The 22,003-nt window shown below is 73.4% G+C and carries 14 protein-coding genes; 12 read left to right on the top strand and 2 right to left on the bottom strand.

Going from position 1 to position 22,003, the window contains the following annotated elements:
- The first annotated feature begins 19 nt into the window (after positions 1–19).
- The 12 genes from DB32_RS23570 to DB32_RS23625 all read left to right on the top strand — a co-directional run bounded on the left by DB32_RS23570 (position 20) and on the right by DB32_RS23625 (position 17,747).
- Positions 20–913 carry a hypothetical protein gene (locus DB32_RS23570; RefSeq protein WP_157069323.1) on the top strand — a complete coding sequence of 298 codons (894 nt, stop codon included), beginning with the start codon at positions 20–22 and terminating at the stop codon, positions 911–913.
- Positions 914–1,080: 167 nt separating this feature from the next.
- Positions 1,081–2,868, top strand: a complete 1,788-nt coding sequence (locus tag DB32_RS48470; RefSeq protein ID WP_169791531.1) for a hypothetical protein — start codon at positions 1,081–1,083, stop codon at positions 2,866–2,868.
- A complete protein-coding gene (locus DB32_RS23580) occupies positions 2,869–3,876 on the top strand; it encodes an AAA family ATPase (protein ID WP_053234896.1) in 1,008 nt (335 codons plus the stop codon).
- Entirely contained in the window at positions 3,876–6,008 is a 2,133-nt protein-coding gene (locus DB32_RS23585) for a hypothetical protein (protein WP_053234897.1), read from the top strand. Before DB32_RS23580 ends, DB32_RS23585 begins: the two co-directional genes overlap by 1 nt.
- Entirely contained in the window at positions 6,005–6,934 is a 930-nt protein-coding gene (locus DB32_RS23590; RefSeq protein ID WP_053234898.1) for an ABC transporter ATP-binding protein, read from the top strand. Before DB32_RS23585 ends, DB32_RS23590 begins: the two co-directional genes overlap by 4 nt.
- Positions 6,931–8,745, top strand: coding sequence for an ABC transporter permease (locus DB32_RS23595; protein ID WP_053234899.1), 1,815 nt, complete (start codon positions 6,931–6,933; stop codon positions 8,743–8,745). Before DB32_RS23590 ends, DB32_RS23595 begins: the two co-directional genes overlap by 4 nt.
- The gene (locus DB32_RS48475; protein ID WP_053234900.1) at positions 8,742–9,632 is read left to right on the top strand and encodes a DUF58 domain-containing protein; all 891 of its coding nucleotides are present in this window, start codon (positions 8,742–8,744) and stop codon (positions 9,630–9,632) included. Before DB32_RS23595 ends, DB32_RS48475 begins: the two co-directional genes overlap by 4 nt.
- Positions 9,632–11,557: a vWA domain-containing protein gene (locus tag DB32_RS23605; RefSeq protein ID WP_053234901.1), complete on the top strand. Its 1,926-nt coding sequence runs from the start codon at positions 9,632–9,634 to the stop codon at positions 11,555–11,557. The genes DB32_RS48475 and DB32_RS23605 overlap by 1 nt, the downstream gene beginning before the upstream one ends.
- Complete coding sequence (locus tag DB32_RS23610) at positions 11,554–14,439, top strand: VWA domain-containing protein (protein WP_053234902.1); 2,886 nt, start codon at positions 11,554–11,556, stop codon at positions 14,437–14,439. The genes DB32_RS23605 and DB32_RS23610 overlap by 4 nt, the downstream gene beginning before the upstream one ends.
- A 300-nt stretch (positions 14,440–14,739) precedes the next feature.
- Positions 14,740–15,828: a peptidylprolyl isomerase gene (locus tag DB32_RS23615; RefSeq protein WP_053234903.1), complete on the top strand. Its 1,089-nt coding sequence runs from the start codon at positions 14,740–14,742 to the stop codon at positions 15,826–15,828.
- An 8-nt stretch (positions 15,829–15,836) separates the two neighbouring features.
- The gene (locus DB32_RS23620; RefSeq protein ID WP_157069325.1) at positions 15,837–16,826 is read left to right on the top strand and encodes a SurA N-terminal domain-containing protein; all 990 of its coding nucleotides are present in this window, start codon (positions 15,837–15,839) and stop codon (positions 16,824–16,826) included.
- A 195-nt stretch (positions 16,827–17,021) separates the two neighbouring features.
- On the top strand, positions 17,022–17,747 hold the full coding sequence (locus DB32_RS23625) for a ferredoxin--NADP reductase (RefSeq protein WP_053234905.1): 726 nt from the start codon (positions 17,022–17,024) through the stop codon (positions 17,745–17,747).
- 91 nt (positions 17,748–17,838) lie between these two features.
- Here DB32_RS23625 and DB32_RS23630 read toward each other — a convergent pair whose 3' ends face one another.
- Both DB32_RS23630 and DB32_RS23635 read right to left on the bottom strand, forming a co-directional pair.
- Positions 17,839–18,441 carry a DUF2378 family protein gene (locus DB32_RS23630; protein WP_053234906.1) on the bottom strand — a complete coding sequence of 201 codons (603 nt, stop codon included), beginning with the start codon at positions 18,439–18,441 and terminating at the stop codon, positions 17,839–17,841.
- Positions 18,442–18,609: 168 nt separating this feature from the next.
- Positions 18,610–21,984: an efflux RND transporter permease subunit gene (locus DB32_RS23635; RefSeq protein WP_083457671.1), complete on the bottom strand. Its 3,375-nt coding sequence runs from the start codon at positions 21,982–21,984 to the stop codon at positions 18,610–18,612.
- Between the last annotated feature and the right edge of the window lie 19 nt (positions 21,985–22,003).

Genomic DNA, 22,003 nt, shown 5'->3' on the forward strand with positions numbered 1-22,003 from the left:
AGAAGAAGGAGCGAAGCACATGCTCAAGCGATCGATCGTGCAGGCCATGCTCGCGCTGGGCCTCGCGGGGTGCTGCTTCGGCGGCAGCGGAATCCCCGGCCTGCCGGGCGCCGGCACGGGCACGGCCCCGCCGGGCGTGGGCACGACCGGCACGGCTCCGCCGACGCCGCCGCCTGGCGTGGGCGGAGGCCTGGTGACGATCGGACCGGGCTTCATGCCCGATCCCTCGACCGCGACCGGCATGGCGGGCGGCCCCGTCGCCGCGAGCACGATGAGCCCCGACTGCCGCGGCTTCATCGCCGCGCAGCCGAACCACATCGTCAACGCGACCGGCCAGTTCGCGAACCTGCGCATCGTCGTGAGCTCGTCCAGCGACACCACGCTCGTCGTGCAGCGCGCCGACGGCAGCTTCGCGTGCAACGACGACAGCGACGGGCTCAACCCGGTCGTCGCCGGACCGTTCGGCCCCGGTCAGCACCGCGTCTGGGTCGGCACGTACAGCGCGAGCGCGGGCGGCGCGGCGTACACGATCGGCTTCACCGAGCTCGCGACCGTCACGGCGGCGTCGCTCGGCGGCGGCGGCGTGATCCCGGGCATCGGCGCGATCCCCGGCGTCGCGGGCGCGATGGGCGCGCTGGTCCCGCAGGACTGCGGCATGGCAGTGCCGGTCTACGGGCCGGTCGCGGTCGGCTCGAGCGTCGTGCTCGGCATGCACACGCCGTGGACCGGCAGCGACGGTCAGGGCGGCATGGTGACGGCGGACACGAACTGGGCGGCGGACATGGCCCAGTACGTCGGCCAGCGCACCACGGTCACCCAGCTGAGCGGTCTCGACACCGCGGGCTGCCCCGGCATCCGCGTCCAGGCCGACAACGGCACGTTCTTCTGGCGCCTCCGCAACGTCTCGTTCTGATTCGAGGCGATCGCGCCTCGTGACACGACGACGGCAGCCTCCGGGCTGCCGTTCGCGTTCGTGGGGCTCGCGATCGCTGCCATGATCCAGCCACGATTTCTCCGCGGCCGTGCGTCTCATCGGTCGTGGAATCGCTGTCCGTACCGAGGAGGTTCGAGCTCGCGCCCATGAGCCGGTTGCCCCAGCTGCTCGCGGAGGTCCGCCGCGCGCTCGTGCTACGCGCGATGCTCGCGGAGCTCGTGCTGTGGTCCGCGGTGCTCGGCACCGGCGCGCTCGCGATCGCGCTGGTCGCGCCGGCGCTGCCGCGCTGGCCGCTGCTCGCGCTGCTGGGGCTCGCGCCGATCGTCGGGCTCGTGCGCGCGCGCCGCGCGCGGCCGAGCGATGCCGACGTCGTCACGTGGATCGATCGCAAGCTCGACGCGGACGCCGCCGTGATCACGGCGTGGGAGATCGGCGCGGACGCGCCGCCCGCGCTCGCGCCGACGGTGGTGAAGGGGAGCGAGACGCTCGCGCGCGCGTCGCGTCGCGACGTGCGGCCGCGCATCGCGCGAGGGGACGCGTGGGCGCTGCCGATGGCGTGCGCGACGTTCCTCGCGGCGTTCATGGTGCCCCCGCCGCGCACGCCGGTGCGCGCGCCGGGCACCGACGTCGTGCAGACCGACGAGACGGAGACGCTGCGGCGCATCGAGCGACTGCCGGAGCAGGCGCGCGAGCCCGAGCAGCGTCGTCAGCTCGACGAGGCCGCGCGTCGTGCGCGCGAGCTGCGTCGCGATCTCGAGCAGGGGCTGGAGCGGCGCGAGGCGCTCGATCGGCTCGAGGGCGTGCGTCTCGCGGTCGAAGCGGCGCGACCGCGCCCGACCGCGGAGCAACGACGCGCGCAGGACGCCGCGTCGGAGGCCATGCAGGGCGAGGACGAGATGCAGCGCGCGGTGCAGGAGCGCGATCTCGAGGCGCTCGATCGCGCGGTGGAGCGCGCCGCGTCGCGGCGCGAGGCGGAGGATCGTGAGCGCGCGAGAGAGGCGCTGCGCGAAGCGGCCGACGCGGCGCGGCGCGCCGGTGACGAGGAGCTCGCGGGGTCGCTGCTCGAGCGCGAGGATCTCCTGCAGCGGCGCGCGGAGCAGGCACAGCTGGCGCGCGAGCTGATGGAGGCGATGCCGGAGCTCGAGGGGCTCGGTCGCGCGCTCGAGCGGCTGGAGCGCGACGGCGAAGGGAGCGAGCTGAACCGCGAGATGGTCGACGCGATGCGCGACGCGTGGAGCCGGCTCAGCGCCGAGGAGCGACAGCGTCTCGCGGATGCGATGCGGCGCGCGCCGGTCGCGCCGAGCCAGGCGCGCAGCGGACAGCAGGGCGAGCAGAGCGGGCAGCCGATGACCGCCGAGGAGATGGAGCGCGCGCTGCGCGACGCGCTCGAGCACCTCGACGAGCTGCAGATGCAGCTCGGTGAGAGCGGGATGCCGACGGGGGCCGGATCCGGGTCCGGGGCGGGACAGGGGAGCGGGAACGGCTCGGGGGCGGGACAGGGCAGCGGGAGCGGCTCCGGAGGATCCGGGAGCGGGTCGGGGAGCGGGAGCGGCTCGGGGAGCGGGAGCGGCTCGGGGAGCGGGTCGGGGAGCGGGAGCGGGAGCGGCTCGGGGTCGGGGACCGCCGGGGGGAACGGGACGGGCGGTGGTGGGCCCGGAGCGGGCGGCGGACATGCCGGCTCGAGCGGCTCGACGCGCGATCTCGGCGCCGAAGGCGGGCCGCTCGCGCGCGTCCGACCTCGCGTCGGGGCCGGCGCGCCTTCGCGCAGCACGGTCGAGTGGATCGACCCCGAGGGCATGGACGCGCCCGCTTCGAGCGAGGGGAGCGCGACCGGCCGCGACGTGGCGACCGGCGAGCAAGGCGCGATCGAGCGCCTCCCGATCCCCGAGGACTATCGCGATCACGTGCGCGAGTACTTCGACGGAGAGCGTTGAATGACGGACACGAGGCTCGAACAGTTCGCGACGGTCGTGGCGCGCCTCAAGGACGCGGTCGCGCAGGTCGTCGTCGGTCAGGCCGAGGTCGTCGACGAGGTGCTCGTCTGCCTCTTCGCCGGCGGCCACGCGCTGCTCGAAGGCGCGCCCGGGCTCGGCAAGACGCTGCTCGTCCGCACGCTCTCCGAGGCGATGGACCTGCGCTTCTCGCGCATCCAGTTCACGCCCGATCTCATGCCCGGCGACATCGTCGGGACCAACGTCGTCGTCGAGGACGAGCGAGGCCGCAAGCGCTTCGAGCTCTCGCGCGGGCCGATCTTCGGACAGCTCGTCCTCGCCGACGAGATCAACCGCGCGACGCCCAAGACGCAGAGCGCGCTGCTCGAGGCGATGGCCGAGCGCAGCGTGACGATCGCGGGCACGCGACACGCGCTCGAAGAGCCCTTCGTCGTGCTCGCCACCGAGAACCCGATCGAGATGGAGGGCACCTACCCGCTCCCCGAAGCGCAGCTCGATCGCTTCCTCTTCAAGATCTACGTGCCCGCGCCCGACGAGGACACGCTCGTCGGCATCCTCGATCGCACCACCGGCACGATCGAAGGCGCGGTGCCGCGTGTGATCGACGGGCCCGGCATCCTCGCGATGCGCAAGCTCGTGCGCGAGGTGCACGTCGCCGAGCCGATCACGCGCTGGGTCGCGCGGCTGCTCCGCGCTACGGATCCCTCGCTGCCCGTCGCCGCACCGAGCGCGCGCAAGCTCCTCCGGTACGGCGGCGGCGTGCGCGGCGGACAGGCGCTGCTGCTCGCCGCGAAGGTGCGCGCGCTGATGGAGGGCCGCGCGCACGTCGCGTTCAGCGACCTCCGCCGCGTGATCCTCCCCGCGCTGCGCCACCGCATCATCCCCGGCTTCGAGGCCGAAGCGGAGGGCCTCGGCGCCGACGCGATCCTCGGCAAGATCCTCGAAGAGGTCCCCGAGATGCCCGCCGCCGTGCAGCGGATCGAGGGCTGATGACGATCGTTTCGAGATCGTTCTCGATCCCTTCGAACCACGCGACGCAGCTCGTCGCCGCGCTCCTGGCGATCGTCGCGTCGCTCGCGACGCCGGCGCGCGCGCAGGAGCCGCCGCCGCCCGTCGAGGTGCGCGTCGAGGGCGTGCTCGGCAACGAAGCGCTGATCGGCGACGGCTACGCGACCGTCGCGGTGACGGTGCGCAACCTGACGCGCGAGACGTTCCGCGGTCGCGTGCTCGTCCGCACCAGCCAGTGGAACCAGTCTCCGGATCGCCACGTCGTGCCGCTCGATCTGCCGCCCGCCGAGCAACGCCGCACGCTCGTGACGTTCTTCGTGAACGGCTCGGGCACGCAGATCGAAGCGCGCTACGAGGTCGGTGACGCGCTGCTCGGGAGCACGTCGATGAGCTCTGCCTACGCGCCCTCGGGGCGCAGCCTGGTGGTGCTCGCCGATCCTCCGCGCCTGCGCGCGACGCTGCTCGATCTCCAAGCCTCGGTGCCCGACGAGAACCCCGGCTACTACGGCGCTGCGACCGGCGCCGAGCGCGCCGTGCAGGTGCCGATCGGCACGATCACGATCGACGCCACGACGGGCGATCCCATCGTGCCCGACGACGCGCTCGGCTACTCGACGGTCGCGGTGCTCGCCGCGCAGGCGCCGATGCTGACGCGCCTCTCGGATCGCGAGCTCGACGCGGTCCGCCGCTGGGTGCACGCCGGCGGGCACCTCGTGATCTTCCCGCGCAGCGAGGGCGATCTCGCGACGCCGCTCGTCCGCGAGACCTTCGGCGCGGTGCGATTCTCCGAGACGCAGCGCCTCGCCCCGGGCGACTTCACGCCGGGCTCGCTCCCCGCGCTCGAGTGCGCGCGCGGCGTCACCGAGCGCTTCGGGTGCGCCGATCGCGTGGGCGCCGGCGCGGTGTACCTCACGGCGTACGACGCGAGCGCGCCGCCGCACGTGGATCGCCCCGAGCTGCGCGAGCTCCTGCGCTCGATCGCGCAGCGCGCGCTGCGTGATCCCGCGTCGACGCGCTTCACGCTCGGTCGCGGCGTCGACTCGCTCGAGCAGACGTGGTGGGACGGTCGTCCCAGCCTCGCGCGACTGCGCGCCGCGCTCGATCCCAACGAGGGCTACCGCCCCGCGCTCGGCCTCGTCGGCATCGTGCTCTTCCTCTACGTGATCGTCGTCGGTCCGCTGAACTTCCGCTTCGTGCTGCAGCGCAACCGACCGACGCTCGCGCTCGTGAGCACGCCGATCCTCGCGATCGGCTGCGCCACGGTGATGCTCGTCGTCGGCTATCTCGGAAAGGGCGTCACGATGCGCTACCGGCGCGTCGAGATCGTCGAGGCCGTCGAGGGCGACGCGCTCGCGCCGACGCGCGCCTACGCGGGCTACTTCCTCACTGCGCCGTCGACCATCGAGGTCGCGACGCGCGAGGGAGGCCGCACGATGCGCCTCGCGTCGGGCGGCGGTGACGACGGGCTCGTCTACGACCACTCCGGCGAGCGCCCTCGCCTCACGTCGATGCGCGGCGGGCTCTGGGAGACGATCTTCCTCCGCGACGATCGCGTCGTCGATCTCGGCGGGCCGATCCGCTTCGCGTACGAGGGCGATCGGCTCGTCTCGATCACGAACGAGTCGCAGCAGCCGCTGCGCGCCGCGTTCATCGTCGACGAGTCGCGCGTCTACGCGATCGGCGACGTCGAAGCCGGCACGACGCGCCCGATCCCCGCGAGCGCGGCGACGGTGCTCTCGAGCGGCTTCGGCTTCGACGAAGAGGACAACCCCACGCCGCGCGACATCGCGCGACAGCTCGGCCTCGAGGAGGACGACGCGCGCTACGTGCGTGGCGTGCTGCGCCTCATCGGCGGGCCGAGCCCGTCGCCGAGCGAGCCTCTGCTCTGGGCGCGCCTCGATCCCGAGCCCACGGTCGAGAGCGAGCCCTCGTTCGGCGCGGAGCGCGATCTGCGCTTCGTGCTCCTGCACCCGAGGCCGCGCTACGACCTGCTCGGCCGCGCCGCGCCGCCGACCACCGACGGCTCGGTGTGGGGCGAGCCGACCGGAGAGACGCCGACCGAGCTGCTCCCACCGCCGACCAACGCCGCGAGCCCCGACGGAGGTGTGCCGTGATCCGCGTCGAGCACGTGAGCCACTGGTTCGGATCGATGCAGGTCCTGCGCGACCTCTCGATGCACGTGCCCGCGGGCGAGATCTTCGGGTTCATCGGGCCCAACGGCGCCGGCAAGACCACGACGATCCGGATGATGGCGACGCTGCTCGAGCCCGACGACGGGCGCGTGCTCGTCGACGGCATCGACGTGGTCGAGGCGCCCGCCGAGGTGCGCAAGGTGCTCGGCTTCATGCCCGACGCGTTCGGCGTCTACGACCGCATCACGGTCGTCGAGTACCTCGAGTTCTTCGCGGCCGCGCACGGCATCGGGCTCGGCGCGCGCGAGCGCACCGTGAGCGCGGTGATGGAGCTGACCGACCTCGGCCCGCTGCGCGATCGCCTCGTGCAGACGATGAGCAAGGGCATGCGCCAGCGCCTCGGCATCGCGCGCATGCTGCTGCACGACCCGAAGGTGCTGATCCTCGACGAGCCCGCGAACGGGCTCGATCCGCGCGCGCGCATCGAGATGCGCGAGCTGATCGAGGAGCTGCGCTCGCTCGGCAAGACGATCCTGCTCTCGAGCCACATCCTCACGGAGCTCTCCGACATGTGCACGTCGGTGGCGATCCTCGAGAAGGGCCGGCTCCTCGCGGGTGGCTCGGTCGACGCGATCGGTCGCACGCTCAAGCCCGAGCGCGCCGTGAAGATCCGCGTGCTCGCACCGCCCGCCGACGTCGAGGCGATCCTCGCGCGCGGCCCCGAGGTGCTCTCGGTCGAGCGCGATCCCGACGGCGCGTACAAGGTGCAGTACCGAGGCAGCGACGAGACGCTCGCCGATCTCGTCGATCACTGTGTCTCCCAGAAGCTGCGCCTGCTCCGAGTCGAGCCCGATCAGAACGATCTCGAGCGCATCTTCCTCGAGGTCACGAAGGGAGAGCTGCAGTGAGCGCCGCTGCAGAGACGCACGAGCGCACGAGCGGCGCGTTCGGTCACGCGCCCGGCGCGCAGCCGCCTCCGCGCTCGCCGCGCGACCGCATCAAGGCGTGGCTCGCGAAGCCCTTCGAGGATCCCAACCCGATCCTCCTCAAGGAGCTGCGCGCGACGTTCCGCACCGCGATGTTCATCCGCTTCCTCTACCTGACCGCGGGGCTCGTCGCGCTGCTCGTGCTGACGTGGGGCGCGGTCAACGCGGGCGAGCGCGCGCCCGCCGAGGTGGGACAAGAGGTCTTCCACGTCTTCTTCTCGCTGCTGAGCGTCGTGCTCTCGATGGTCGCGCCCGCCTACGCGGCGACCACGATCACCGGCGAGAAGCGCTCGGGCACGTTCGAGTCGCTGATCCTCAGCGGGATGAGCCCCTCGCGCATCGTGTGGGGCAAGTTCCTCGCGTCGTACGCGGCGGTCGTGCTCTGCGTGATCGCCGCGTCGCCGGTGGTCGGCCTCGCGTTCCTCTTCGGCGGCATCTCGCCGCTCTCCGTGCTCGCCGGGTTCGCGTACGTGCTGATCGCGCTCGCGCCCGCGGTCGCGTTCGGCATCGCGATCAGCGCGCGCGTCGAGTCGCTGTGGCTCGCGATCGTCCTCGCGTTCTTCGTCTACGTGGGCGCGCACTCGTTCTTCGTGTGGCCGCTGACCGTCGCGCTCGGCGAGATCGCGCACGGCGCGTGGAGCACGCCGTTCGACGGCCCGTTCTGGTTCGCGGAAGCGCTGCCCGAGCGCTTCGCCACGTGGGACGGGTTCGCGTTCCTCGTGATGGGCCCTCTCTACGCGCTCGGCATGCCGCTGTGGTTCTTCCTCGCGTCGGCGGTCGCCGGGGTGCAGCCCGCGGCCGAGGATCGCTCGACGCCGCTCAAGATCTGGTGCGTGCCCGCGATCGGCGGCGCGGGCGTGCTCGCCGCGTGCATCGTCGCGGGCCCGAGCACGACGCGCGACTGCGCGGAGGCCGGCATCGCGCTCGCGCTCGTCTCGGGGCTGCTCGTGACGTTCGTCGCGCTCCTCTTCGCGAACGAGCCGCCGCTCCCGCCGCGCGCGACCGGCACGCCCTCGCTCCTGCGGCGCGTCCTCGCGCCGATCGGACCGGGCGCGGGCCCCACGTTGCGCTTCACGTTCCTCGCGGTGATCGCGAGCGCCGCGGTCGTGCCGGTGGTCGTCTCGGGCGTGCGCTGGCTGCGCGATCCGGCGTGGGGCGAGCACGCCGTGGCGGACGCGGCGCTGCTCGCGCTGGCGGTCGGCAACGCGGCGGTCGGCATGTTCGCGGCGGCGGTCTCGGCGTGGCTGCGCCTCGTGCTGCGCAACGGGCTCGCGGCGCGCGTGCTCACGCTCGCGCTGCTCTCGGCCGCGGTGCTGCTGCCGTTCCTGATGACGCTCGTGATCGACGACGACGCGCTCTCGCGCCTCAACCGCGAGATCCCCGCGCCGCTGATGCTCTCGCCGCTCCTCCCGACGATCCTCGCGTTCGACATCGGGCTCGAGCACGACATGCCGCTCTGGGAGGCCACGCGCGCGCTCGTGCCCGCCGTCGGCTACGGGCTGCTCGCGATCGCGGCGTGGATCGCGGTCGAGGCGCGCGGGGTCGCGGCACGCAAGGCGATGCAGGAGCGCAAGCAGCGCCTCGTCGCGCGCAGCGAAGCGGAGCGCGCGGCACGCGCGAGCACGCCCCCGCTCGCGCCGCCCAGCGCGCCCGCCGACGCGACCGCCCCGGACGCGTTCGCGCCGACGGCCGAGACCACGACGGTCGATCCCGATCGTGGAGACGCCGCGTGAGCAGCTCGCTGCTCGAGCCCGAGTTCCTGCGCCGCCTCGCGCGCCTGCGCCTCGCGGTGCGGCGTCGCTTCGCGGGCGCGACCTCGGGCGCGCGCCGCTCGAGGAACCGCGGATCGTCCGCGGAGTTCGCCGAGCACCGCCCGTACTTCCCCGGCGACGACGTGCGTCGCATCGACTGGAACGCGTACGCGCGCCTCGAGGAGCTCGTGCTGCGCCTCTTCGTGGCCGAAGAGGACCTCTCGCTCTACCTGCTCGTCGACACGAGCGCGTCGATGGGGCTCGGCGCGCCCCGCAAGATCGACGTCGCGAAGCGCCTCGCCGCGGGCCTCGGCTACGTCGGGCTCTCGGGCAGCGAGCGCGTCGCGGTCATGCCGTTCGCCGCGCGCCTGTCGCGCCCGTTGCCCGCGTCGCGCGGCCGCAAGCGCGTCGGCCCGCTGCTGCGCTTCCTCGACGAGCTCGAGCCCTCGGGCGACACCGATCTCGCGCGCGGCGTCGACGAATTCCTCGCGCGCTCGCCGCGCCCCGGGCTCGTCGTCGTGCTCAGCGACTTCCTCGATCCGCGCGGCTTCACGCGCCCGCTCGATCGCCTGATCGCCGAGAAGCACGAGCCCGTGCTCTTCCACGTGCTCGATCGCGAGGAGCTCGATCCCACGCCGGGCGGCGACCTCGAGCTCGTCGACAGCGAGACCGGTCGCAAGGTCGAGGTCTCGCTCGACGCGCGCGCGGTGCGCGCCTATCGCCAGCGGCTCGCGACGTTCCTCGTCGAGCTCGAGTCCTACGCGAAGAAGCGAGGTCTCTTCTACGGTCGCGTCGGAGAGGGCGCCTTCGAGGACGTGCTCGTCGAGTACCTCGCGCGCGGCACACCGGGCGCCGCCAGAGCGGTGTGATGGAGCTGCTCTCCCCGGCGTCGCTCGCGTGGCTCGGCCTGCTCGGCCCGCTGGTGCTGCTCTACGTGCTCAAGCGGCGCCGCGAGGCCCGCGTCGTGGGCTCGACGCTGCTCTGGGAGCAGGCGCTGCGCGATCTGCGCGCGGAGCGCCCGTGGAAGAAGCTGATCCCGCACCTCTCGCTCCTGCTCCAGGCGCTCGTGCTGATCGCCGGCGCCGTCGCGCTCGCGCGTCCCGCGGGCGCGGGACAGATCCCGCAGGGCGCGCGGCTCGCGGTGATCGTCGACACCTCCGCCTCGATGGCCGCGCGCGAAGCAGACGGACGCTCGCGCCTCGATCACGCGAAGAGCGCGGCGCGCGCCCTCGCGCGCTCGCTGCCGCCGGGCGGCACGATGATGCTCGTCGAGGCCGGCGCCGAGGCCGCGGTGCTCGCGCCCGCCACCAGCGACGGCTCTATCCTCGAGCGCGCGATCGATCGACTCCGCACCCGCGGCAGCGGCGCCGGCATCGAGGGTGCGGTCGCGCTCGCCGCCGAGCGTCTCCGCGATGCGAGCGCGGGCTCGCGCATCGTGGTGCTCACCGACGCCGCGATCGACGGCGACGTCGTCCTGGCCGGGGGCGTACCGGTCGAGGTGCAGCGCGTCGGCGCAGCCGGCGAGAACACCGCGATCGTCGCGATCGACGTGCGCGCGAGGCCGAGCGAGGAGTCGCCCGATCGCGCCGAGATCTTCGCGCGCCTCGTGCGCTTCGGGACGACCGACGCCGAGGTCTGGGTGAGCGCGATCGTCGAAGGCCGCGGCGTCGTCGCCTCGCGCCGCGTGCGCGTCGCGCCCGATCGCGCCGAGGGCGTCGTGATGCTCGCGGATCTCCCGCCCGACGCGTCCGGTCGCGCGGCCGTGGTGCGCGTCGAGCTCGCCTCGGACGAAGAAGGCACCCACGGCACCGGCGACGCGCTCTCGCTCGACGACGTGGCCGTCGCGCCGAGCCCGGGCGCGCGTCGTCTGCCCGTCTTCCTCGTCGGCGACGCGCCCGAGTCGATCCGTCGCGTGCTGCTCGCCGACCGCGACGTCGAGCTCTTCGCGACGAGCCCCGAGGCGCTCGCGCAGCGCCGCGCCGACGATCCCGACGCGCCCGACCTCGATGGGCTCCTCGTCTTCGCGGGCGCGACCCCCGACGCGCCGCCGAGCGGCGCTCGGCTCGCGGCCGACGCGCTCGCGATCGCGCCCACCGGCGACGCCGCGCTCGGCGTGACGCTCGGCCCCGAGGCGACCGGCCCGGCGATCGTCAGCTGGGACGAGGGCGATCCCCGCCTGCGCTTCGTCTCGTTCCGCGACGTGCGCGTCGCCTCCGCGCGCCCGATCACCGGCGCCTCCGCGCGCCCGATCGTCACCAGCGAAGCGGGCCCGATCGTCGCCGTGCTCGAGCGCCCCGACGGCGAGGCCACGATCGTCGCCTTCGATCCCGATCGCAGCGACTGGCCGCGCGGTCCCGGGTTCGTCGTGTTCGTGCGCAACCTGCTCGAGCGCGTGCGCGCGCGTCGCGCGGCCGGCGGCATCGCGCCCGGCGCGATCGGCGAGCCGTTGCGCGTGCCCGCGGCCGACGGCGAGACCGTCGTCGTGCGCGCGCCCGACGGCAGCTCGTCGTCCGCCACCGCGCGCGGCGGCGTCGCGATCGTCGACGTGCCCGCGGTGCCCGGCACGTACCAGGCGGAGGTCGGCCGGCGTCGCGTGCACGCGCTGCGCAACCTGCTCTCGAGCGAGGAGAGCGACGTGCGGCCCCGCGCGCGATTCGTGTCGCGCGAGGGCGGCGCGGAGGTGAGCGCGAGCGAGCGCCGCGAGCCGCGCGAGGCGTGGCCGTGGCTCGCCGCGGCGCTGCTCGTGATCCTCGCGATCGAGGTGGTCTGGGCCACGCGCAAAGGTGCCGCGTGAGCCTGCGTCTCGCCGCGCCGCTGCTCCTCGCGCTCGGGCTCCCGCTCGTGCTGCTCGTCGCGTGGCGCGTGCGCTCGCTCCCCTCGTCGCACGCCGGGCCACGCCGCCGCGCGATCCAGATCGCCCTCGTGCTCGCCGCCCTCTGCGCCGCGCTCGCGCTCGCACGGCTCGAGCTCGGCTCGCGGCTCGATCAGGTCGCGGTCGTGTTCGCGATCGATCGCTCGCGCAGCGTCGATCGCCCGGGCGACGAGGGCGCGGCGCACGCGTTCGACGCCGCACGTCGCGCCACCGAGTCGATGCGCGCCGACGACCTCGCCGGCGTCGTCGTGTTCGGCGCCGAGGCCGCGACCGAGGTCGTGCCCTCCCCGCGCCCTCCCCTCGCCCGCTCCACCGCGTCGATCCCGCGCGACGCGACCGATCTCGGGGCCGCGATCCGCCGCGCGCTCGCCGATCTCCCCGCCGAGCACTCGGGGCGGATCGTGCTCGTCAGCGACGGCGTCGAGACCCAGGGCGACGCGCTCGCCGCCGCGCAGATCGCCGCCGGCCGCGGCATCGCGATCGACGTGCTCCCGATCGAGCGCGCGCCCCGCCCCGAGATCGCCGTCGAGCGCGTGCAGCTCCCGCGCGCCGCCGATCCCGGCCAGCCCATCGAGCTGCGCATCGTCACCCGCGCGACCCACGACGCCGAGGTCCGCGTGCGCGTCTCGCGCGACGGCGCGCCGATCGCCGAGGGCACCACCCACGTGCGCGCCGGCGGCGACGTGCTGACGATGCGCGACGTCGCGAGCGACCCCGGCGTGCACCGCTACGACGTGCTCATCGAGCCCGTCGAAGCGAGCACCGACGGCGCGCCCGAGAACAACGAGGGCGGCGCGTTCCTCCGCGTCTCGGGCGCGTCGCGCGCGCTCGTGCTCTCCGATCGCCCCGAGGAAGCGGGCGCGCTCGCGGAGGCGATCCGCCGCGCCGGCCTCCAGGTCGAGGTGCGCGGCCGTGAGGGCGTGCCGGTCGATCTCGGCGAGCTCGCGTCCTTCGATCTCCTCGTCCTCTCCGACCTCAACGCGCGCGCCTTCACCCAGGAGCAGATGCAGGCCGTGCGCGCGTACGTGCGCGACATGGGCGGCGGCCTCCTGATGACCGGCGTGCGCGACGCGTTCGGCCTCGGCGGCTACGCGTACACGCCGATCGAAGAGGTGCTCCCCGCGACGTTCGACCTGCGCCGCCGTCGCGATCGCGCGTCGCTCGCGATGGTGATCGCGATCGACAAGAGCGGCTCGATGACGGTCGAGGTCGCGCCCGGCGTGATGAAGCTCGACCTCGCGAACGAGGCGGCCGCGCGCTCCGCCGAGCTCCTCTCGCCGATGGATCGCGTCGCGGTCACCCACGTCGACACCGAGGTCACGTGGACGCTTCCGATGACGTCGGTGACGAATCCGGCGGCGCTCGCCGGCCCCATCCGCGCCGCGCAGCCTGGCGGCGGCGGCATCTACGTCGACGTCGCGCTCGAGGCGAGCTACTCGCTGCTGCGCGAGCAGCAGACCCAGCTGAAGCACCTCCTGCTCTTCAGCGACGGCTCGGACTCCGAGGAGATGAACCGCGCCCGCGCGCTCGTGACCGAGGCCGCGCGCGCCGGGATCACGACGTCGATCGTCTCGATGGGCGCGGGCCCCGACTCGCCCGAGCTCGAGGTGCTGTCGCGCCTCGGCAACGGTCGCTTCTACATCGTCGACGACATGACCGAGCTCCCGCGCATCTTCACGCAGGAGACGATCGCCGCGAGCCGCTCCGCCGTCGTCGAAGAGGCGTTCCGCCCGACGCCCGGCGCCGCATCGCAGGCCACCGAGGGCGTCGACTTCGCGTCGGCGCCGGCGCTCGACGGCTTCGTCGTCGTCAACGCGCGACCGCGCTCGAGCACGCTCGCGATCGCGCGCGGCGAGGACCCGCTGCTGCTCGAGTGGCAGGCGGGCGTCGGGCGCAGCGCGGTGTTCGCCACCGACGCCGGCGCGCGCTTCGCGCGGAGCTGGCTCTCGTGGCCCGGCTACGCGCGGATGTTCGGCCAGCTCGCGCGCACCCTCGCGCGCTCGCCCGAGCGACGCGACGCCGGCGTGCACCTCGCGATGCGCGGCGGCGAGGGCGAGATCCGCGTCGAGGCGATCGACGAGGACGGCCGCTACCGCAACTACCTCGAGCTCGTCGCGACGGTCGCGGCGCCGGGCGGACGCTCGATCGAGGTCCCGCTCGCGCAGACCGGGCCCGGTCGCTACGAGTCGCGCTTCGACGCGAGCGCGCCCGGCTCGTACCTCGTCACCGTGCGCGAGGTCGCGGACGACGAGGGCAGCGGTGGCCTCGTCGGCACCGCGGGCCTGGTGCGCGCGCGCGGCGACGAGCTGCGCGGCGAGGGCACCGATCGCGCGCGGCTCGCGCAGATCGCCGCGCTCACCGGCGGGCAGGTCCTCGGGGATCTCGATCGTGTGTTCGTCGATCGCCCCGCGCCCGCGTGGGCGTACGCGCCGCTGTGGCAGGAGCTCTTGCTCGCGGCGATGTGGCTGATGCTGATCTCGGTCGCGCTGCGCCGGCTCGTGCTGCCGCGCGCGTGGCTCGAGCGCCTGGTGCCCGCGCGCTTCCGTGCGCCGGCGCGGAGGCCGGTCGCGCCCACGCCGCTTGCGACCCTCGAGGCACTGCGCGGCGCGAAGCAGCGCGCCCATCCCGAGGTCGCCCCCGAGATCGCCCGCGCCCAGACGTCCATGAGTGCGGACATCACGCCACCGATCGTCGCCCCTCCGCCCTCCGGCCCCGCCGAGAAGGCTCCCGACGTGCCCCGTAGCCCCACGCCGCCGTCCTCGCTCGCGGAGAGCCTGCTCGAGCGCAAGAAGAAGCGCCGCTGAGGCTTCCGACGGGCCCGAAACGCTTCCGACGCCCTCCTCCGGCCCGATCGGCGCGCGTCGGAAGCCGCCGGAGCGCGTCGGAAGCTCCCGGAGCGCGTCGGAAGCTCCCGGAGCGCGTCGGAAGCTCGCGAGAACGCGCCATCTGGCCCGCTGGCGCCCGTCGGAAGCCTCCGGCGCGCGTCGGAAGCCTCGGAAGCGCGGCATCCGGCCCGGCGGCGCCCGTCACGCACCGCGGCGCGCGCGCAACGCCGGGTCTGGCTTCGGCCGAGCCCACGTGGTACCCGTCCCCACGCTTCGCCCATGCATCGGCGCCTTCTCATCCTCCTCGCCCTCTCGGCCCTCGGCTCCATCGCGCTCGCGTGCGGCGACGACGGCGACACCCCCGCGGCCACCACCCAGACGGGCACCTCCGCGGAGCCGACGCTGCGCCACGGCCTGACCGAGGCCCAGGCCGCCGAGGCGCTCGCGAAGATCGGCGACCGCACGATCACCGTCGGCGAGTTCGCCGACGAGATCGCGTCGAAGGGCCCGTTCCTCCGCGCTCGCTACAACAGCCCGGAGCGCCGCCGCGAGCTCATCGACCAGATGGTGCGCTTCGAGCTCCTCGCGCAGGAGGCGGACCGCGAGGGCTTCGACGAGCTCCCCGACGTGCAGCGCACGCGGAAGCAGATCCTCATCCGCCGCTTCCTCAAGCAGCAGTACGAGGATCGCATCCAGCTCTCGGACGTCAGCGACGAGGACGTGCGGCGCTACTACGAGTCGCACCGCAGCGAGTTCAACAAGCCCGAGCAGGTGCGCGCGAGCCACATCTTCATCCGGAGCCGGGCGACGGCAGAGCGCGTGCTTCGCCAGGTGCTCGAGGACCCGACGAACGTGCGTGCGTTCCGCGAGCTCGCCGAGCGGCACAACGAGGACGCGGAGACGCGCGATCGGTTCGGCGATCTGCGCTTCTTCTCGCGCCCCGAGGAGCGCCAGCCCGAGGATCCGGCGGTGCCCGACGAGGTCGCGCGCGCCGCGTTCTCGATCCCGACGATCGGCGGCGTGCACCCCGAGCTGGTGCAGACCGAGCGCGGGTTCCACATCGTGAAGCTCACGGGGCGTCGCGCCGCGCTGAGCCGCAGCCTCGAGGAGGCGACGCGTCCCATCCGCCACCGGCTGTGGCGCGAGCGCCGCGAGCAGGCCGTCGAGGAGCTGGTGACGCGGCTGCGCGGCGAGGCCGACGTCGAGGAGAACCTCGACCTCCTGTCGCAGGTGCACATCGACGCGCCCGCCGACGCGACGCCGACCCAGCCCACGACCCCCGAGCCGACGACGCCGCCCGCGACCACGCCGACGCCGCGCCGCCCGCGCCCGCAGTCGCCCGCAGCGCCGTCGCCGGCGCCGCAGTGAGCACGCCGATGACGACGCGCCGCACATCCCTTCGTCGACTCGTCGGGCTCGTCCTCGCGTCGTCGCTGCTCTCGCTCTCGGTCGCCGCGACCACACACGCCGAGGTGATCGAGCGCGTCGTCGCGGTGGTGAACGACGAGGCGATCTTCCTCTCGGACCTCCGCCAGAAGGCCGCGCCGTTCCTGCGCCGCGCGATGCAGGCGCCGACCGAAGCGCAGCGCATGCAGGCGGTGCAGCAGATCTACACGCAGCTGCTCGATCGAATGATCGACGAGCGCCTGATCCTGCAGGCCGCGGACGAAGAGGACGTGACGGTCTCGACGTCCGAGGTGTCGACCGCGATCGACAACGTGCGGACCCAGAGCGGCCTCGAGGAGCGCGAGTTCTGGGAGGCGGTGCGCGCGCAGGGCTTCACGCCGCAGCAGTACCGTCGCGACGTCCGCCAGCAGCTGCTGCGCCTCAAGGTGCTCAACCAGCGGGTGCGCGGCCGCGTGAACATCACCGAAGACGACGTCCGCGCGCGCTACGACGAGATGGCGGTGCGGGCGCGTCGCGAGGCGACGTTCGAGGCGGAGTACATCCGCCTGCCGCTGCCCGCGGACGCGAGCGCGACCGACATCCACCAGGCGATGCGCGACGCCGAGGACATCCGCGCGGGCATCGAGAGCGAAGACGACTTCGCGAGCGCGATGGACGAGCACGGCGGCGGCTCGACGGGCCGCATCTCGGAGCGCGACCTCGCGCCCGAGCTCTCCGAGGTCCTGCTGACGCTCGAGGAGGGCGAGGTCTCGGCGCCGGTGCGCAGCGAGGCGTCGAACGCGGTGTTCATCCTGCACCTCGTGAACCGCGATCTCGCGAGCGACGCGCTGCCGGCGTACGACGACGTCCGCATGGACGTGTACCGCGAGATGATGCAGGAGGCGATGACGCGGCAGGAGGAGCTCTTCCTCGAAGAGCTGCGCCGCCGCGCGATCATCGAGCGTCGCCTCGAGCAGTAGAGAACGTCCCTCTCGGCTCCTTGCGGGAGGGGTCTTCGGAAGCCCCCTCCCCCCGACCGGCGGAGCCGGCTCGGGCCCCCCGCCCCGAACGCTGCGCGCGGGGCCCCAACCCCGCTTGCTCTCGCTCGGTGCGCATCGCGCGGTCTGGGCTCTCGACGTGCGAGGCGGCACGCGGTACGGCTCTTCGAGCACCGCATGCCTCTCCCCGAGTTCAGCGCCTACGCCCCGAGCACGCTCCGCGCGCGGAGCCCGGTCGCCGCGGACCAGATGACGCTCGAGCTCGACGCGCCGGAGGGCGCGCTCGAGCGCTTCGAGCGCGCCGGACAGTTCTGCAGGGTGCGCGTGGGCACCGAGGGCGGCCCGCTGCACGAGGGCATCTTCGCGATGCTCTCGGCGCCCCACGAGCGCGCGCTGCGCTTCCTGATCCGCACGCCGAACCCGGAGGGCGGCGAGGCCGCGGATCGTCTCGCGGCGATGGCGGTCGGGAGCCCGCTCGAGGTCACGATGCCTGCCGGCGAAGGCTTCGCGCTCGACCGCGCGGCGGGCCGGGACCTGTACTTCGTCGCGACCGGCACCGCGATCGCCCCAGTGCGATCGGCGCTGGAGAGCGTGCTGCGCGAGCGCGGCCGTTGGGGCGCGCTGTCGCTCGATCACGGCCTGCGCAGCGAGGCGCACCTCGCGATCCCCGAGGACGTCGAGCGCTGGCGCGATCGCGGCGTCGACGTGCGCCTCCACTACTCGTTCCCGCGCCCCGACGGCACGCTGAGCGGGGTGCGCGCGCAGGACGCGGTGCTCGAGCGCGTGCGCGACTTCGGGCGCGCGGCGTTCGTCGCGGTGGGCCAGAGCGCGATGGTGAAGGAGCTCCGCGCGATGGTCGCCGAGCGCGGCGGCGACCCGTCGCTGGTCCTGCACAACTACTAGCCGGCGCGGGGCGCGTCTGCGCGCGCGTGGTGCCCGGTCGCGTCTCGGCGTCCGTGATGCCGCCGCGATCGATGTGGCGCGTGCGCGGCGGCTACCACTCGCAGAGGAAGTCCGCGGCGTCCGCGGCGCGCATCCGGATCTTCACGGTCCCGCGCACGCCCGCGTAGCTCATCGCGCCCTCGAGCACGCCGACGTGGTGCGAGTCGAGGAGGAACGGCACGCGCTCGAGGCGCACGACCGCCGCCTGGGGCGCCGACTCGACGATCTCCGCGTGCGCCGGCTTGATGTTCGTGTTGTACGTCTTCGCGATCGCGTCGAGCGACTGCAGGACGCCCTCCGCCGTGCCGAGCACGATCTTCCCGAGCGTCGTCTGCACCAGCGCCCTCGGCGCGCCGCGACCCAGCTTGCGCAGCGCCTCGCGCATCGAGAGCTCCGGGAAGAGCGCCTGCGTGCCCTCGACGAGCACCGTCACGTGCTCGCGCAGCGGATAGAACTGGAACGCGACGTAGCGCTGCCGCGCGGACGGCAGCGCGCGCCCGAGACGTCGCGCCTCGCGCACCAGCGGCTCGAGGTACATCCCGGCGATGGTCGAGCTCTCGGGGATCGCGCGGATCGCGGCCTGTGCGTCGAGCGGCGCGTTCCACGGAGGATCGGCGAATCCGCTCGGGTCCGAAGGGAACGCGCTGCGTGCCACGCGCCCGAGTGTGCGCTGGTCGCGGCGAGCGCGTCGAGAGACCACGCGCGCGGGCCCGTGCTCGGGACCGCGCGCGAGGACCTCGAAGACTTCGACACATCGGCTCGCCCGCCGGTCCCTACGTCCGCGCGCGACGCGCGCTCCGTCCGGGACCCGCGGGACGCGCGCTCACTCTTCTTCGGCCGACGCCTCGAGATCGCGCGGACGCTCGTCGTGCGCCGGGTGTGCGGCGTGCGCGGGCGCGTGCGTCTCCTTCTTCGACACGAGGCGATCCACCAGCTGGAACGGGGCCAACATCACGCGCCCGCCGAACTTGACCACGCGCGAGTGCGAGAGGTCGTCGAGCCACGAGAAGATGACCGGCGTCGCGATCAGCGTGAGCAGCAGCGAGAGCGTCTGACCGCCCGCGATGACCGAGCCCATCGCGCGGTTCGTGCCCGAGCCCGCGCCGCTCGACACGAGCAGCGGCACCATGCCCGCGACGAACGCGATGGTCGTCATGAGGATGGGTCGCAGTCGATCGCGGTTGCCGAGCATGACGGCGTCCGCGCGCGACAGGCCCTTCCGGCGCAGCCCGCGGATGTGATCGATCTGGAGGATCGAGTTCTTCTTCACGACGCCGAAGAGCACGAGCACGCCGAGCATCGAGTAGATGTTCAGCGACTGCCCGAGCGCGAGCACCGAGAAGATCGCGAACGGCAGCGTGAGCGGCAGCGACGCGAGGATCGTCACCGGGTGGATCCAGCTCTCGAACTGCGCCGCGAGCACGAGGTACATGAACGTGAACGAGAGGAAGACGGCGATCAGGAAGCTCTGGAGCGCGCGTCCCATCTCTCGCGAGCGGCCGGAGAGCGCGGAGCCGTAGCCCGGCTCCATGTCGAGGCCGGCGCGGATTTGCTCGAGGCCCTGCACGATCGCCTGCTCCGACGCGCCGGGGCGCGTGGAGATGAAGATCGTCGCCTGGCGCTGTCGGCCGAGGTGCTGGATGGACGCCGGACCGGTGGTGGGCACGATCTCGGCGACGTCGCTGAGGCGCACCGCCTGGCCGGTCGCGCTCGGCACCGTGATCTGCGCGATGTCCTCGGGGCGGCTGCGGAAGTCCGCGTCCGCGCGCACGCGGACCTCGTACTGCTCGCCCGCCTCGCTGTAGTCGGTGACCTCGACGCCGCCGACCATGAGCTGCATCGCGCTCGCGATGTCGACGACGCTCACGCCGAGATCGGCGGCGCGGCGACGGTCGACCTGGATCTCGTACGCAGGACGGCCGGTGACGAGCGACGTGCTCGCCTCGGCGACGCCGGGCAGCTGGCGCGCCTCGGTGAGCATCCGCTGCACGTACTGATCGAGCTGGTTCAGGTCCGGGCCCGAGAGGACGTACTGGATCGGCGCGGCCTGCTGGCCCGAGCCACCGAACGCGGCGACCGGGTTCACGAGCACGTCGACGCCCTCCGGCGTGACGCGCGGCAGCACGTCGGAGCGCACCGCCTCGATGGTCTCGTCCTGCGAGCGCTCGCGGCGATCCGCGGGCACGAGCCGGACGTAGAGCGACGACTGGTTCGCACCGCGGCCGCTGGGATCACCGGCCGGCGCGCCGACGGTGAGCACGGTCTGGTCGACCTCGGGGAGCTCGCGCACCGCGCGTGCGATGCGCTCGCTGACGATCTGCGTCTGCGCGAGCGACGTGCCCTCGGGCGCGCGCACCGTGATCTCGAAGCGCGACTCGTCCTCGTTGGGCAGGAAGTTCTTCGGCACGGCCGCGGTCATCGGCCCGAGCGAGACGAGCGAGATCACGAGCACGATGCCGACCGCCCAGCGGTGCCGCATCGAGAGCGCGAGGAGCCACATGTACGCGCGCTCCATGCGCTGGTAGAGCCATCCACCGCTCTCGTGCGCACCGCCCGCGACCTCCGAGAGGTCCTCGACGTTGCGCTGGCCCTTCTGCCACGCGAGGTACGTCTCGCGCTCCGCGCGGCGATCGCCGGGCGCGGGGTCGGGGATCTCGAGGTCGTCCTCCTCCGGCGTCTCGGGCTCGAGCGAGGGACGCGAGGGACGGCCCGCGCGCACGGGGCCCTTCAGCCAGCGCGACGAGAGCATCGGCGTCAGCGTGAAGGACACGAAGAGCGACACGATGATCGCGAACGACATCGTGTAGCCGAAGCTCGACATGAAGCGGCCGATGATGCCGCCCATGAACGCGATCGGGAGGAAGACCGCGACGAGCGAGAGCGAGGTCGCGAGGACGGCGAGGCCGATCTCCTTGGTCGCGACGACGGCGGCGCGCCTCGGGTCGTAGCCCTTCTCCTCGATGTACCTGACGATGTTCTCGAGGACGACGATCGCGTCGTCGATGACGATGCCGACCGAGAGCGTCAGGCCGAGCAGCGTGATGACGTTCAGCGTGAGACCGAGCGCGGCGATCAGCGCGAACGTCGCGATGATCGACGTCGGGATCGCGAGCGCGGTGATCACGGTCGAGCGACCGTTGCGCAGGAAGAGGAGCACGACGAGCGCGGCGAGGAAGCCGCCGACGATGAGGTGCTCCTGCACCGCGTGGATCGAGTTGCGGATGAACTCGCTCTCGTCGCGGACGATCTCGAGCCGGTAGCTCGGCGGGATGTCGCGCTGGATCTCCGCGATGCGCCCGCGGAGCGCGTCGATCACCGCGACGGTGTTCGCGCCCGACTGCTTGCGGATCGAGAGGACGACGACGCTCTCGCCGTCGATGGTCGCGCTCGACTCGGGCTGCTCACCCGCGTCGAGCACCTGGGCGACGTCGCCGACGCGGATGACGCGCCCTTCGCGCTCGCGGATCGGCACCAGCGCGAAGTCCTGCGGGTTCTCGATGCGCCCGGCGACGCGCAGCTGGAACGTGCGCGTGCCCTGCTCGACGTTGCCGCCCGGGATCTCGACGTTCTCGCGCGCGAGCGCGACCTGCACGTCGCGCGCGGTCAGACCGAACGACGCGAGGCGCGTGGGATCCGTGACGATCTGGATCTCGCGCTCGCGCGCGCCGCTGATCGCGATGCCGCCGACGCCGTTCATCGACTCGATGCGGCGGCGCAGCACGCGATCCGCGAAGTCGGTCGCCTCGCGCGCGCTGCGGTTCGTGCGGACCGCGACGTACATGATCGGCGCGGCGTCGGGATCGACGCGCTCGACGCGCGGCTGCTCGACGCCCTCGGGCAGCTCGGAGACGACGCGACCGACGCGGTCACGCACCTCTTCCGACGCCTCGCCGACGTCCTTCTCGAGATCGAAGCGCGCGACGACGACGCTGAAGCCCTCGTACGAGCTCGAGGTGAGCTCGTCGAGGCCGCTGATCGAGTTCAGCTGCTCCTCGATCGGCTCGGTGACCTCGGTCTCGATCTGCTCGGGCGATGCGCCCGGCAGGACCGTCGTCACGATGATCGCGGGGAAGTCGATCTTCGGGAAGCGATCGACGCCGAGACCGAAGAAGCTCGCGCCGCCGACGACGACGAGCGAGAGCACGAGCACCCACGTGAACACGGGGCGACGTACGCAGACCTGGGCCAGCCACTGCATCGCTGAGCTTCTCCTTCTC

This window comes from Sandaracinus amylolyticus (assembly GCF_000737325.1).
GTDB classification, from domain to species: domain Bacteria; phylum Myxococcota_A; class Polyangia; order Polyangiales; family Sandaracinaceae; genus Sandaracinus; species Sandaracinus amylolyticus.

Bases quoted from the DNA above. Each gene is read 5' to 3' on its own strand.
- DB32_RS23585 (WP_053234897.1), top strand. From the start codon at position 3,876: ATGACGATCGTTTCGAGATCGTTCTCGATCCCTTCGAACCACGCGACG.
- DB32_RS23605 (WP_053234901.1), top strand. From the start codon at position 9,632: ATGGAGCTGCTCTCCCCGGCGTCGCTCGCGTGGCTCGGCCTGCTCGGC.
- DB32_RS23620 (WP_157069325.1), top strand. From the start codon at position 15,837: ATGACGACGCGCCGCACATCCCTTCGTCGACTCGTCGGGCTCGTCCTC.
- DB32_RS48470 (WP_169791531.1), top strand. From the start codon at position 1,081: ATGAGCCGGTTGCCCCAGCTGCTCGCGGAGGTCCGCCGCGCGCTCGTG.
- DB32_RS23635 (WP_083457671.1), bottom strand. From the start codon at position 21,984: ATGCAGTGGCTGGCCCAGGTCTGCGTACGTCGCCCCGTGTTCACGTGG.
- DB32_RS23580 (WP_053234896.1), top strand. From the start codon at position 2,869: ATGACGGACACGAGGCTCGAACAGTTCGCGACGGTCGTGGCGCGCCTC.
- DB32_RS23570 (WP_157069323.1), top strand. From the start codon at position 20: ATGCTCAAGCGATCGATCGTGCAGGCCATGCTCGCGCTGGGCCTCGCG.
- DB32_RS23615 (WP_053234903.1), top strand. From the start codon at position 14,740: ATGCATCGGCGCCTTCTCATCCTCCTCGCCCTCTCGGCCCTCGGCTCC.
- DB32_RS23625 (WP_053234905.1), top strand. From the start codon at position 17,022: ATGCCTCTCCCCGAGTTCAGCGCCTACGCCCCGAGCACGCTCCGCGCG.